This is a genomic window from Brevibacterium sp. OS20 (assembly GCF_056837565.1).
Map to the genome: position 1 here is coordinate 2824977 of NZ_CM166367.1, position 13078 is coordinate 2838054.

The window sequence follows — 13078 nt, forward strand, 5'->3', positions numbered from 1 at the left end:
CGGTTCCGCAGCTGCGGAACCGGGCTGTTCATTCTCTGAGACCAGCCGGATCTGAACCCGAGCGTTCGATATGATGGTTTCATCATGCCATTGAATCAGCTTCAGCGACCCCTGTACGAGGTCAAGGCGAACCTCTTCAAGGGCCTCGCCCATCCCTTCCGCATCCGCATCCTCGAGCTCCTCTCCGGCAACGACGAGGTCAGCGTGGCCGATCTGCAGGCCGAGACCGCGCTCGAGGCCTCGCACCTCTCGCAGCATCTCGCAGTGCTGCGGCGCCACCGTCTCGTCGAATCCGAACGTCGGGCCAGCCATGTCTACTACCGTCTGGCCGACCGGCGCACCGCAGAGCTGCTCGCGGTGGCCAGGAGCCTGCTGCTGACGATGCTCGAAGACGATGAGCAGCGACTCGCCGAAGCCCGTTCGCTGCCGAAGATCCCGGGCGCTGATACGGCATGAGCCCGACATCTCCGCTGCGCAGCACCCGATCTCTGCTGCCGTCGGTCGCCGACTACCGTGAGACCCGCCGCTCCTGGCCGAAGGACCTCCTCGCCGGCGCCACTGTCGGCATCGTCGCCCTGCCCCTGGCTCTGGGCTTCGGAGTCAGCTCCGGGCTCACTGCCGAACAGGGACTCATCACCGCAATCGTCGCAGGCTTCCTTGCCGCGGTCTTCGGCGGATCCCACCTGCAGATCTCCGGTCCCACCGGTGCCATGGCCGTCGTCCTCGTGCCGATCGTCGCCAGCCACGGCGCCGAGGCCGTCATCGCCGTCACCTTCATCGCCGGACTCATCGTCGTCGTGGCCGGACTGCTGCGGCTCGGCCGGACGGTGTCCTTCATCCCCTGGCCGGTGATCGAAGGCTTCACCGTCGGCATCGCTGCGATCATCTTCCTCCAACAGGTGCCGTTCGTGACGACCCCCGATGATCTGGCTCCGGGCGAGGTGAGCACGAATGCCTTCGCCGCCGCCGTGCAGCTCGTTTCGTCGGCGGACTGGTCGTATCTGCCCTACTCCCTGGGTGCGGTCTCGATCGTCGCCGTCTGCATGCTGCTGGCTCCGAAGTTCCATGAGTCGATCCCCGGATCATTGGTCGGCATCATCGTCGTCACCGTGCTCGCCGGAATCGTGCCCAATCCCCTGGCCACGATCGAAGAGATCCCCCAGTCGCTGCCGACCCCCAGCCTGCCGGTCGTCGACCCGGCCTCCCTGCCGTCACTGCTGCCGGCGGCGGGCACGATCGCCGCGCTCGCGGCCATTGAGTCGCTGCTTTCGGCCAGGGTCGCCTCGTCGATGTCCGACGCCGGCGCCTACCAGCCTGACCGTGAGCTCGTCGGCCAGGGCGTCGCCTCGATCGGATCGTCGCTGTTCGGCGGCATCCCTGCCACCGGTGCCATCGCCCGCACCTCCGTGAACATCCGTGCCGGCGGTCGCACGCGCCTGGCCTCGATCGTCCACGCGGCCGTGCTGCTGCTCATCGTGCTGGTGGCTGCGGGACCGGTGAGTCGGATTCCGCTGGCGGCCCTCGGCGGAGTCCTCTTCGTCACGGCGGTCCGGATGGTCGATCTCAAGACGATGCGGTCGATTCTGCGCTCGACGAAGTCCGATGCCTTCGGGTTCGTCATCACTGCGCTCATCACCATCTCATTCGACCTCATCGTCGCCGTGGGCATCGGCGTCGTCGTTGCCGCGGTCTTCGCTTTGCGGAAGCTGTCGTCGATCACCTCGGTGCGCATCGAACGACTCTCGGAATCAGAGTCCGAGTATCCGGGTGATGAGAGGATCGCCATCGTCCATTTCCACGGACCGCTGTTCTTCGCCTCGGCCGATCGCATCTCGGATGAGGTTCTGGGGCTGCGGGGAGTCGAGGTCGTCGTGCTGCGCATGTCGCAGCTCGAACTCGTCGACGCCACCGGCGCACACATCCTCACCGATATGGTCACAGCCTTCGAACGCCGCGGGATCACGGTGCTCATCAAGGGCGTCAGAGACAGCCAGGCCGGACTGTTCGAACAGGTCGGGGTGCTCGCCGCACTGCGTCACCACAAGCACCTCTTCGATGAGCTTCCGGCTGCCCTCGCCCATGCCCGCTCGCATGTGGAGCGGGCGCGGCAGAGCTGATCGTGTCTCAGCCGGCCTTCTTCTCGGGACGGGCGAAGATGTTCGACGGGAAGGCACCTGACTTCGCAATGACGCGCAGCAGGTCACGGCTCGGCGAAAGCAGAGATTCGATCGTCTGATCGTCAAGCACCGACCACGCGGCTGCAACGGTACCGTCGGTGAGGGCTTCGACCTGCTCCTTCAGGTCACGTCCCGCCTCGGTGATGGTGGGGAGGTCGTGCCCGCGTTCATCCTTGTCCACGGTGATCAGCCCCGCCTCGGCGAGCCTGGACTGCGCGGTCTGCCATTCCTCATCCGTGTAGCCGCGTGTCTTCTGTGCCGCTCGCGGACGGAACCCGGCACCGGTCGCGACGTCGAGCATGAGGGCGTCGATTCCGGGCACACCGGCGGTGACGAGGGAGGCGACATGGCCGTCGCCGCGGAATTCGCGGGCCACGGTCGCCACGTCCCACATCTTCTCGAATGCGGTGGCCGCCTGGTGGCCGCCGATGACGTCGGCGGTGGCTGCGGCCAGGGTGCGGCCGGAGAAGTCCATGGCGGCGAGCACGGGTGCCAGCGTCTCCGTCACTTGGGTGGCCGCCTCGGTGAGCAGGGCGATGTCATCACGGTCACCGAAGAGTTCGGCCATGTACGCGCCCACTGCGTCGAAGCGGGCCTGGACCATCTGCTCCGGGCTCACCGTCTCCCACAGGCGCGGCAGCATTCCGGCGACGAAATTCGGGGAATAGTTGTAGTACGCGGCGGACACGACTCCGGGATTCACCCGTCCCAGCGGAGCCGAACGGGCGGCCATATTGCCTTCGACACCGGGTTCGAGTCCGTACTTGGCGTACTCGGCGCCGACCGTCTGCGAGAAGTAGATCGACGAGTGGAAGGAGTTGATGCGGGCCGAGACCGTTCTGATGTTCTGTGTGCGCTGGGAATCCATATCGTCATCCTATGGGCGGTCTCCTCCCAGGTAAATGGGTCTGCGCGTGCGTCGCTGCCCGCACCGACCGGCGCAGGTCAATAGCGCAGTCTCATAGGTCCTAAATCGCTTTCCCCCTCCCCCGAGGCGGCCGGACTCCCGCGTCGATCCTCGCACCGGCGCGCCCGTCCGGTCGCGCACATTTGCCGCGTCAGGACCCGGTGCTACGGTCTGAGCATGGAGTGACACGGACCGTTTGCGACCACGGCATCGTCCCGGTCGGAAGCCGATCCCGCCAACCGCATCAGCACAGCGTCCGGCTTGGAGGTCAGATGAGGATCGCACTGTTCGCCACCTGCATCGTCGATGCGATGTATCCCGAGGTTGCGCAGGCAACCGTGAGAATTCTGCGCCGACTCGGCCATGAGGTGATCTTCCCCGAAGGCCAGTCGTGCTGTGGGCAGATGCACATCAACTCCGGCAAGTTCGCGCAGGCCGAACCGGTCATCGCCAATCACGTCCGCGCCTTCACGAGCACCGAATGGGATGTCGCCGTCGCCCCGTCCGCTTCATGCGTGGCCTCGCTCGGCCACCAGCAGCCGATGGTCGCCACCCGGGTGGGCAATGATGCCCTGGCTTCCGAGGCCGCCGAGGTGGCCGGCCGCACCTATGAGCTCACCCAGTTCCTCACCGACGTCCAAGGCGTCACGGATGCCGCGGCCGATCTCGGTTCCTATTTCCCGCACCGTGTGACGTATCACCCGTCGTGCCACGGAATGCGGCTGCTGCGCCTCGGCGATCGACAGTCCTCCCTCGTCCGGTCCGTCGAGGGCATCGACTTCGTCGAACTGCCTCTGGCCGATTCCTGCTGCGGGTTCGGCGGCACTTTCTCCGTGAAGAACCCGGAGGTGTCCTCGGCGATGCTCGCCGACAAGGTGCGCACGATCCAGGCGACCGAAGCCGATGTCTGCACCGGCGGCGATGCCTCCTGTCTGCTGCACATCGGCGGGGGCATGTCACGGTTCGAACGCACCGGAAGCTTCGACGGCGCCCCGGACGTCACCGCCGTCCACGTCAAGGAGACGAGTTCGACCGATGAGCGGGGGCACACGACCGAGACGCTGACGACGGTCGTCGGTGCCGACGATGACGACCACCTCACCCCAGGCCATCGGGGCACCTCTCCGGCCGAACCAAGCCGCACCCAATCCGGGTTCCGCGTCGGTCAAGCCGCGGTCCATCTGGCCCGGATCCTCGCGTCGACGAAGGAGGACCCGCTGCGGGTGCCGAGCGAAGGAGCAGAAGTGAGCGGAGGGAGCCTGCGATGACCTTTCTGGGAATGCCGCTGCTGCCGTCGAAGCGACGCAGCGATCTGCCCGGCGGGCAGGGCAACATCATCGAAGCCGAGGCCTTTCCCGAGGTCTCGCACGAGCATCTGAGCAACCAGCAGCTGCGCAACAACATAGGCCACGCCACCTCGACGATTCGGTCCAAGCGCGCCGAGGTCGTCTCCGAGCTCGACGACTGGGAAGCCCTGCGCGACGCCGGTGAGGCCACGAAGAACGAAGTGATGGAGAACCTGCCCGAGTATCTCGCGCAGTTCGAAGAGGCATTCACCGCCGCCGGCGGCATCATCCACTGGGCCCGCGACGCCGATGAGGCCAATGCCATCGTCGCCGAACTCGTCGAGGACAATGCGCCGGTGCTCGAGACAGGCCGCCGTGAGGTCATCAAGGTCAAGTCGATGGCCACCCAGGAGATCGGTCTCAACGAGCACCTCGAGGCCGAAGGCATCGATGCGTTCGAGACGGATCTGGCCGAGCTCATCGTCCAGCTCGGCGAGGACAAACCCAGCCACATCCTCGTTCCCGCCATCCACCGCAACCGGGATGAGATCCGTGAGATCTTCATGGACAAGATGCCCGACGCCGGGGAGCTGACGAACGAACCGGCCGTCCTCGCCGAGGCGGCCCGCCGACACCTGCGCCACAAATTCCTCACCACGAAGGTCGCGATCTCCGGAGCGAACTTCGGTATCGCGGAGACCGGCACTCTCGGAGTGGTCGAGTCCGAGGGCAACGGGCGCATGTGCCTGACCCTGCCGGAGACGCTCATCACCGTCATGGGGATCGAGAAGCTGCTGCCCCGCTTCGCCGATCTCGAGGTGTTCCTGCAGCTGCTGCCGCGCTCGTCCACGGGTGAGCGGATGAACCCGTACACCTCGTTCTGGACGGGGAAGTCCGAGGGGGATGGTCCGCAGAACGTCCATCTCGTTCTCCTCGACAACGGACGCACCCGGGCCCTGGCCGATGAGCACGGGCGTACGGCGCTCAACTGCATCCGCTGCTCGGCATGCATGAACGTCTGCCCGGTCTACGAACGCACCGGCGGCCACGCCTACGGCTCGACCTATCCGGGGCCGATCGGAGCGATCCTGTCCCCGCTGCTCACGGGAGTCGAAGAGCAGGGCAACGGTTCGCTGCCGTACGCGTCGAGCCTGTGCGGCGCCTGCTACGACGTGTGCCCCGTGAAGATCAACATCCCGGAGATCCTCGTCCATCTGCGGGGCGAAGATGTCAAGGCCAACCACTCCCCTGTGTCCTCCCAGCTCGACGCCGCCCTCACCGGTGCGTCGTGGATGATGGGCGACGGGAAGCGGATGGCCGCTGCGGAGAAGGGACTGCCTCTCGCGCACAAGGTCACCGGCGGTGAGCAGATCAACGCTCTGCCCGGAATCGCCGGCGCCTGGACATCGAGCCGGGACATCCCGGCCCTGCCCGAGAAGAGCTTCCGACAGCTGTGGGCCGAAGAGGAAGCGAACGACCGCGACGAGGAGGGACAGCGATGACCGATACCGCCCGCGAGGAGATCCTCGCCCGCATCAGCGAAGCACTCGGTCGCCGCGGCGGCGGGGAATACGTGTCGTCGTCTCCGCGGACGGCGGTACCGGGCACCGGCGGCACGGCACATGCCGAATCCGGTGGGGTCGCCTCGGCGAACACTGCCGCCACGGCCGCCGACGCCGGATACCACCATGAGGGCACATACACGGGTGAGGCCCTCGTCGAACTGCTCATCGACCGCCTCGTCGACTACAGAGCCAACGTCCACCGCGCCGACGGCGACCCGAGCGCGACGATCTCCGAGCTCATCGGCGACCATTCCTCGGTCGTCGTCCCCCGCGGCCTCGACTCGTCCTGGCTGGCGGGGTATTCCGGTGGGGTGCGGGTCGATGCTCCGGGTGAGTTCCTCAGCGTCGACGAACTCGACGCTCAGGGGGCGGTGGTGACCGCCTCGGCGGTGGCGATCGCGCAGACGGGCACCATCGTCCTCGACGGATCGGACGAGTGCGGGCGGAGGGCGATCACGCTCGTGCCCGACCATCATGTGTGCATCGTCCGGACGGACGACATCGTCGACATCGTCCCCGAGGGAATCTCCCGGCTCGACGCGCACGCACCGCTGACGTTCATCTCCGGGCCCTCGGCCACGAGCGACATCGAGCTCAGCCGGGTTGAAGGAGTGCACGGACCGCGAACCCTCGACGTCATCATCCTCAACGGATGAGCGCAGCGAGGACCTTCGACTCGGCCGAGCCGGCGAGCGCGAACGAACCGGCGAGCGCGAACGAACCGGCGAATGCGAACGGACCGGCGAGTGCGGAACAATGGAGCCCATGACCACGGCGCAGACCCTTCAGTACCCGCGGCCGGATGACCGGCCTCGACGTCGCAGCCGGCGCACGACGTTCATCGTCTCCGCGGTCGTCATCGTCTTCACCCTCATGATCGGCAGTGTCGCGGCCGACCGCATCGTCGACTACACCACGGAGCAGCGCATCGCCGACGGACTTGCCGACTACGGTGAAGCCGAGGTCTCCGTCGAAGGCTTCCCCATCCTCACGCAGCTGGCTTCCAAAGAACTGAACTCGGTGCATGTCACCGCCGATGAGGCCACCTATGAGGGTGTCGACTTCACCGATGTCGATGCGAAGCTCTATGACGTTCCCACCGGCGGGTCGAAGCCGATCGGCACCGTCGACGGCACTGCAGTGCTCCCCCACTCGACCCTCGACGAGCTCGCAGCCGAACATGCGAACCTGCCCGAGGGGATGTCGTTCACGACCGTCGACGGCGAACTCTTCCTCAAGGGGTCGATGCTCGGTCAGGATCTGCTTGTGGGCATCGACCCGAAGGCCGACGGCAGGCGGGCCGTCGTCGACGCGACGACGATCAAGCTGGGTTCGGCGGAGTTCTCCCTCGATCGCCTGCCTGGCTTCCTCACCTCGGAGATCTCCGATATCGTCATCGATCTCGACTTCCTGCCCGCCGGACTCGAACTCACCGACATCACCGCCACCGACTCGGGACTGCAAGTCCGCCTCCACGGTTCCGGCGTCAGCCTGCAGTGACCCGCTGGGACCCCGGGCGGCCGTGGTCGGGTCGGGCCGCCTCGGCGATCGGGTAATGTTCCGGTCGTGACGACTCCCATTCCCGCCGAGACCGCCGACGATGCCCGCCGCTACCGCCCCGATCCGACCGTCCTCACCGCACTGACCTCACCGAGGCTGCTCACCCGTGAGGTCCTGGCCGGACTCGTCGTGGGGCTCGCCCTCATCCCCGAGGCGATCGCGTTCTCGATCATCGCCGGAGTCGATCCGAAGGTCGGGCTGTTCTCCGCATTCATCATGGCCACCTCGATCGCGTTCCTCGGCGGGCGCCCGGCCATGATCTCCGCGGCGACGGGAGCCGTCGCCCTCGTCATCGCCCCCGTCGCCCGCGAGCACGGGATGGACATGTTCATCGCCACCGTCATGCTCGCGGGTGTGTTCCAGATCCTGCTGGCCGTGGCCGGAGTCGCGAAGCTCATCCGGTTCATCCCCCGCAGCGTCATGGTCGGCTTCGTCAACGCCCTGTCGATCCTCGTCTTCGCAGCACAGGTCCCCCACGTCATCGGAGTGCCGTGGATGGTCTACCCTCTGCTGACCATCGCCATCGTCGTGCTCGTGTTCATGCCGAAGCTGACGAAGATCGTACCGGCACCGCTGATCACGATCGTGATCATCACCGGCATCGTCGTCGTGTTCGCCGTCGATGTCCCTACTGTCAGCGACCAGGGCGAGCTGCCGCGCAGTCTGCCCGAACTCTTCATCCCGCATGTGCCGCTGACCTGGCAGACCTTTACGACGATCGCCCCTTACTCGCTGGCCATGGCACTGGTCGGGCTGATGGAGTCGCTCATGACGGCGAAGCTCGTCGACGAGATCACCGACACGCACTCGAACAAGACCCGTGAGTCCTGGGGTCAAGGGGCTGCGAACATGATCTCCGGCCTCTTCGGCGGGATGGGCGGCTGCGCGATGATCGGGCAGACGATGATCAATGTCCGCGCTTCGGGGGCGAGGACTCGGATCTCGACGTTCATGGCCGGAGCGTTCCTGCTCATCTTCGTCGTCGTGCTCGGCGACATCGTCGGCATGATCCCGATGGTCGCACTCGCTGCCATCATGATGATGGTCTGCGTCGACACCTTCGACTGGCATTCCATCCGTCCCTCGACGCTTAAGATGCTGCCGAAGTCCGAGACTTTCGTCATGATCGCCACCGTCGCCGTCGTCGTCGCCACCGGCAACCTCGCCATCGGCGTTGTTGTCGGAGTGTTCGTGGCCAGTGTGCTCTTCGTTCGGAGGGTCGCCCACTTCGTCACCGTCGAGCGCACGGTCACCGAGGCGGTCGCCCGGTACGTGGTCCGCGGCGAGCTCTTCTTCGCCTCCTCGAATGACCTGACCACTCAGTTCCGATACACACATGATCCCGATCAGGTCGTCATCGATATGACGGAATCGCATGTCTGGGATGCGTCGACAGTGGCCGCCCTCGATGCGATCGTGACGAAGTACGAGGCGCTGGGCACGAACGTGGAGATCACCGGAATGAATGCGTATACCGAGACTCTGCATACGCGACTCTCCGGCGGGCTGGGATAACTGCCCGGTGAAGTCGGGCAGGCGCGCGATCCGCTGAGGTAGACTGTCCGCAATGTCACAGTCAGCCCCGGATGCCGCTTTCCGCCCGAAAGTGTGGGTTCTTCCGCACTCGGGCACCAACGGCTACATCACTTCGTGGGGCGAAATGCAGTCGGGCACACAGCCGTTCGGACGCGGAGATCTTCCGCCCCGACCCCTGGTGTGATCTTCCGACAGAGTTCATCGTCCGAGCCGACGACGTCCGCTCGATTCACGTACGTACGCTCAGTGTCGACGAACTGAGCACAGTCTGCACATCCACTCTTCGGGTCGAACCCTTTTCTCTGCCGACCACGAACGGGATCACTGTGACCACCACTTCTGCAACCGCTTCACCACTCGCCTCACCGACCCCTCTGGGACAGCGCTTGTTCCAGGCGCTCCGCAGCGACACCGTCGGCGGCGCCCTTCTCCTCGTCGCCGCAGCTGCCGCTCTGATCTGGGCGAACTCACCGGCGTCGGCCGGATACTTCGCACTCCGCGATATCGAGTTCGGTTACGAACCGTGGCATCTGCGGCTGAGCATCGGGCAATGGGCCGCCGACGGACTGCTCGCAATCTTCTTCTTCCTCGTCGGCATCGAGCTCAAGGCGGAATTCACCCGCGGTGACCTGCGTCGGCTCCGCACCGCCGTCGTCCCGATCACTGCGGCGGCCGGCGGCGTCCTCGTCCCCGCCCTCATCTGTGCGGCGTTTCTGCTCACCCGCCCGGAGCTCCTGCGCGGCTGGGCGATCCCCACCGCGACAGACATCGCCTTCGCCGTCGCCGTCCTTGCGATCGTCGGCTCCCACCTGCCGAAAGCGCTGCGCCTCTTCCTGCTGACCCTGGCCGCAGTCGACGATCTGCTGGCGATCGCGATCATCGCGATCTTCTATACCGAGTCCATCGCGGTTCTCCCCCTTGTCGCGGCGCTCGGAATCGTCATCGTCTACGGGCTCATCGCGAGCCGTTTCCGTCGCTTCTTCGTCGACCGTACCTGGGCCTCGTGGGTCATCCTCCTGCCCCTCGGCCTCACCGCCTGGGCGTTCATGCACGCCTCCGGCGTCCACGCGACCATCGCCGGAGTGCTGCTGGGCTTCACGATCCCCGCCGTCGTCGGTCGTGGTTCGAACCGCGCGATCGGCACCGATCACGGTGCCTCCAGCGACCTCGATCCGGATGCCGACAGTAGGTCCGGAATCGACCTCGCCGAGGCGCTCGAGCACCGCCTTCGACCGCTGTCGGCCGGTTTCGCCGTCCCGGTCTTCGCATTCTTCGCCGCCGGCGTCGATATCGGCGGAACCCACGGTCTGGCCTCGGCGTTCTCCCACCCACTGACCTACGGGATCGTGACGGCACTGGTCGTGGGCAAGCCGGTCGGCATCCTCGTCTCCACCTGGTTGGTCACCCGGTTCACCGGTGGGTTGAATCCCAGTCTGCGTTGGGCCGATCTCACCGGCATCGGGCTGCTTGCCGGCATCGGCTTCACCGTCTCGCTCCTCGTCGCCGAGCTCAGCTTCACCGCCGGTTCGATCGAACACGATGTGGCGAAGGTTGCCGTCCTCAGCGCCTCTCTGTTCTCGGCGGCACTCGCCGCTCTCATCCTCACCGTCCGAAATGCCCAGCACCGTCGCCGGTCTCAGGCGCACCATCGACGGTCGCAGGTGTGAACGAGCTCGGTGACCAGCGAATCCGCACCGGGCGATTGCCAGTTCCGTCACAGACAGCCGCACTAGGCTTCGAATCGTCCGTGTTCATCCCCACGATCAGCATCGACAGTGTATTCGACCAACTGAGAAGGACCGTGCCATGGCATTCGACAAATTCCTCGACAAGGCCAAGAACCTCGCCAACGATCCCAAGATCAAGGACAAGCTCAATTCTGACAAAGCTGAGAAGGTCACCGACTCGGTCCTCGACAAGGCCGCCGGTGTCGCTGACTCCCTGACCGGAGGCAAGCACTCGGACAAGATCAAGAAGGCCCGGGACGCCGCCGACAATGCCATCGGCAATGACCGTGATCAGACCGGTGGAGCGAATCGCAGCGACGATCAGCCCGGCGGTGCGAACCGCGGCGACGACGTTCGTGGGAACGATGTCCGCGGAGATGATCGTGGCGACAACGGTCTCGACGGCGGCAACGGACCTGCCGGAAACCGCTGATCATCTGCGTCACCTGATCGAGCCCCTGCCGACTGCGGCAGGGGCTCGATCTCTGTTCGGCGGTCTTAAGCGGACGCAGCGGTGCGGCTGACGGTGCGGCCAGCAGGGTCAGATATGCGACTGTGCAGACAATCCTGGCTCAGGAATCGATGTCCGGGGCCGGCACACCCTTCGGATCGGCGTCGATCGTGATCCGCACTGCGTCGATGACAGCACGATCGTGCAGGAGATCCTCGGCCGGTACAGTCCACGAGTCCCCCGTCTTCTCTCCGCATGACTCGCCACGAGGAGAGAAGACCTCACAGTCGACGGCAGAGATCGGTGCCGCGGACTCGATGACGAGGTCTCCTCGGTCCAAGGGACGGACATACACGACGACGCCATTGTCCTGATCGCCGTTCATGTCTGCTGCAGGCACCGCTGCCCCCGCCACCTCGTAGTTGAGGACCCCTCGATGAGCTCCTGCAGTGAGCCTGTCTGTGGAGAATCCGATATCGACGGAATGCAGCTCTTCCTCGATAGTCGCCTCGGCGGGAGCCGAATCGATGGTTCCCTGCGGATTCGAATAGCGCGCACGCAGGTACGGCGGCAGCAGAGACTTGGAGTCGGGCAGGCGGAATCCGTCATGGATGTCACCACCGAATCCCCATGCTGTCTCCAGCGCCAGCTCGAGTTTCGTATCCATCCGCACCGAGTAGCTGCCATCGGCGGCGATGCTGACCGTGTGCTCAGCAGTCTTGTCTCGCAGCGGGTTCGGCGCTGCATCCACTCCGCCGGGCGCTGCGATCACAGTCGTGATCACCGCAGTCACGGCGAGCGCCGCCATAATGGAGAACGCTCCCCGGGTTCCGAATCCTCTCTTCGTCTCGCTCATCACTGCCTCTCCTCTGCAGGGATCGGGGATACTGTCATTCCTGTGGGAGGAGTGAAGGCGATGATTTCATGACTGTCCGTCAGGGACTCCCGCCAGACCATATGGGTTCCGTCTTCGGCCGCGTCGCCGCTGTTGATCGCATCGCTGTCATCGACTCGCGAGAATGCCTCAGCGTCACACCCGTCACCAAGATCGAAGTCGACGTTGTCGGCCGGACAGTACACCGGCCCGTCGGTGTCGATGTCCAAAGTGTGCGTCGTCGGTGTGCGCTGACCATTCCCGATCACGGGGACGGGCACGGCGAAGAATTCCTCGCCGGCCACGGTGATGAACACATCGTCAAGGACGTATTCGAGCTCGACGACATGACGGCCTTCGCTCCACGGCACGGCCTTTCCGTCGGAATCCTGCGAGGTGAACTCGAAGAGAACCCGCGGGTGGTCGAAGCCCTCCTGCTTCGTCTCTTCGACGTCGATGTGCAGCTCTCCGACTGTCTTCGGCGATGCCTGGGTCGAATCGTCGGCTGTGCTCAGCTCGACTGCTCTCAGCGCCGACGGCTTCGGCATCATCGCCAGCCTGTTGCCGGTCCGCGGATCACTGCCCACGCCGACATCACTGATCCACAGACCGACCGGTTTTCCGCCTTCAGGCGGGCTTTCGAAGATCAGCCTTTGGCGGATCTGCACGGTGCCGTCTCTGTGCGGGTCCACCTCGGTGATGGTTTCCTGCGGGGTCAGCGCATGTTCGGGCAGGCTTTTGGTCTCAGGGTGGGGAGCCGAGTACCGCAGCACCAGCGCGATCACGATCACGCCGATGAAGGCGACAGTGAACGCGATGCCGATGAGGAGGAGCAGCTTGGGGCGGGTCATGACTTCACACTATGGCCGGGTCCCGTCACAGGAGCTGCACAGTCGGTGCCAGACCTGGAACAATCGCTGGGTGCGGCGCTGAGACTGTGCCGCTGAGTGCGTCATCGAAGTACCTCCGCACCGGCCCCGTTCGGCCGAACCGGT

Annotated in this window: 12 protein-coding genes; 9 read left to right on the forward strand and 3 right to left on the reverse strand. The window is 65.4% G+C overall.

Features of this window, described 5'->3' with window-relative positions; genetic code table 11:
• The first annotated feature begins 84 nt into the window (after nucleotides 1-84).
• On the forward strand, nucleotides 85-456 hold the full coding sequence (locus ACVZTU_RS12650; RefSeq protein ID WP_062862026.1) for an ArsR/SmtB family transcription factor: 372 nt from the start codon (nucleotides 85-87) through the stop codon (nucleotides 454-456).
• Complete coding sequence (locus ACVZTU_RS12655) at nucleotides 453-2117, forward strand: SulP family inorganic anion transporter (RefSeq protein ID WP_482400511.1); 1665 nt, start codon at nucleotides 453-455, stop codon at nucleotides 2115-2117. The genes ACVZTU_RS12650 and ACVZTU_RS12655 overlap by 4 nt, the downstream gene beginning before the upstream one ends.
• Nucleotides 2118-2124: 7 nt before the next feature.
• On the opposite strand, the gene ACVZTU_RS12660 is transcribed toward ACVZTU_RS12655, so the two are convergent.
• Complete coding sequence (locus tag ACVZTU_RS12660) at nucleotides 2125-3045, reverse strand: SCO6745 family protein (RefSeq protein ID WP_139908507.1); 921 nt, start codon at nucleotides 3043-3045, stop codon at nucleotides 2125-2127.
• A 311-nt stretch (nucleotides 3046-3356) separates the two neighbouring features.
• On the opposite strand from ACVZTU_RS12660, the gene ACVZTU_RS12665 reads away from it, so the two are divergent.
• The 7 genes from ACVZTU_RS12665 (at nucleotide 3357) to ACVZTU_RS12695 (ending at nucleotide 11191) form a co-directional block, all read left to right on the forward strand.
• Nucleotides 3357-4352 (forward strand): (Fe-S)-binding protein, encoded by a 996-nt coding sequence (locus ACVZTU_RS12665; protein WP_434590608.1) that lies wholly within the window; start codon nucleotides 3357-3359, stop codon nucleotides 4350-4352.
• On the forward strand, nucleotides 4349-5872 hold the full coding sequence (locus tag ACVZTU_RS12670) for a lactate utilization protein B (protein WP_482400512.1): 1524 nt from the start codon (nucleotides 4349-4351) through the stop codon (nucleotides 5870-5872). The genes ACVZTU_RS12665 and ACVZTU_RS12670 overlap by 4 nt, the downstream gene beginning before the upstream one ends.
• A complete protein-coding gene (locus tag ACVZTU_RS12675) occupies nucleotides 5869-6591 on the forward strand; it encodes a LutC/YkgG family protein (protein WP_139468906.1) in 723 nt (240 codons plus the stop codon). The genes ACVZTU_RS12670 and ACVZTU_RS12675 overlap by 4 nt, the downstream gene beginning before the upstream one ends.
• A gap of 109 nt (nucleotides 6592-6700) precedes the next feature.
• Nucleotides 6701-7435, forward strand: coding sequence for an LmeA family phospholipid-binding protein (locus ACVZTU_RS12680; RefSeq protein ID WP_482400513.1), 735 nt, complete (start codon nucleotides 6701-6703; stop codon nucleotides 7433-7435).
• Nucleotides 7436-7513: 78 nt separating this feature from the next.
• Entirely contained in the window at nucleotides 7514-9010 is a 1497-nt protein-coding gene (locus ACVZTU_RS12685) for a SulP family inorganic anion transporter (protein WP_139468965.1), read from the forward strand.
• A 347-nt stretch (nucleotides 9011-9357) separates the two neighbouring features.
• Nucleotides 9358-10698: a Na+/H+ antiporter NhaA gene (gene nhaA, locus ACVZTU_RS12690; protein ID WP_482400514.1), complete on the forward strand. Its 1341-nt coding sequence runs from the start codon at nucleotides 9358-9360 to the stop codon at nucleotides 10696-10698.
• Between the two features lie 139 nt (nucleotides 10699-10837).
• On the forward strand, nucleotides 10838-11191 hold the full coding sequence (locus tag ACVZTU_RS12695) for an antitoxin (protein WP_172171146.1): 354 nt from the start codon (nucleotides 10838-10840) through the stop codon (nucleotides 11189-11191).
• Nucleotides 11192-11330: 139 nt separating this feature from the next.
• Here the strand turns inward: ACVZTU_RS12695 and ACVZTU_RS12700 are convergent, their stop codons facing one another.
• Together ACVZTU_RS12700 and ACVZTU_RS12705 are read right to left on the reverse strand one after the other, a co-directional pair.
• Nucleotides 11331-12065 (reverse strand): hypothetical protein, encoded by a 735-nt coding sequence (locus ACVZTU_RS12700; protein ID WP_482400515.1) that lies wholly within the window; start codon nucleotides 12063-12065, stop codon nucleotides 11331-11333.
• Complete coding sequence (locus tag ACVZTU_RS12705; RefSeq protein WP_482400516.1) at nucleotides 12065-12934, reverse strand: hypothetical protein; 870 nt, start codon at nucleotides 12932-12934, stop codon at nucleotides 12065-12067. Before ACVZTU_RS12705 ends, ACVZTU_RS12700 begins: the two co-directional genes overlap by 1 nt.
• Between the last annotated feature and the right edge of the window lie 144 nt (nucleotides 12935-13078).

Bases quoted from the DNA above. Each gene is read 5' to 3' on its own strand.
- ACVZTU_RS12650 (WP_062862026.1), top strand. From the start codon at position 85: ATGCCATTGAATCAGCTTCAGCGACCCCTGTACGAGGTCAAGGCGAAC.
- ACVZTU_RS12655 (WP_482400511.1), top strand. From the start codon at position 453: ATGAGCCCGACATCTCCGCTGCGCAGCACCCGATCTCTGCTGCCGTCG.
- ACVZTU_RS12660 (WP_139908507.1), bottom strand. From the start codon at position 3,045: ATGGATTCCCAGCGCACACAGAACATCAGAACGGTCTCGGCCCGCATC.
- ACVZTU_RS12665 (WP_434590608.1), top strand. From the start codon at position 3,357: ATGAGGATCGCACTGTTCGCCACCTGCATCGTCGATGCGATGTATCCC.
- ACVZTU_RS12670 (WP_482400512.1), top strand. From the start codon at position 4,349: ATGACCTTTCTGGGAATGCCGCTGCTGCCGTCGAAGCGACGCAGCGAT.
- ACVZTU_RS12675 (WP_139468906.1), top strand. From the start codon at position 5,869: ATGACCGATACCGCCCGCGAGGAGATCCTCGCCCGCATCAGCGAAGCA.
- ACVZTU_RS12680 (WP_482400513.1), top strand. From the start codon at position 6,701: ATGACCACGGCGCAGACCCTTCAGTACCCGCGGCCGGATGACCGGCCT.
- ACVZTU_RS12695 (WP_172171146.1), top strand. From the start codon at position 10,838: ATGGCATTCGACAAATTCCTCGACAAGGCCAAGAACCTCGCCAACGAT.
- ACVZTU_RS12700 (WP_482400515.1), bottom strand. From the start codon at position 12,065: ATGAGCGAGACGAAGAGAGGATTCGGAACCCGGGGAGCGTTCTCCATT.
- ACVZTU_RS12705 (WP_482400516.1), bottom strand. From the start codon at position 12,934: ATGACCCGCCCCAAGCTGCTCCTCCTCATCGGCATCGCGTTCACTGTC.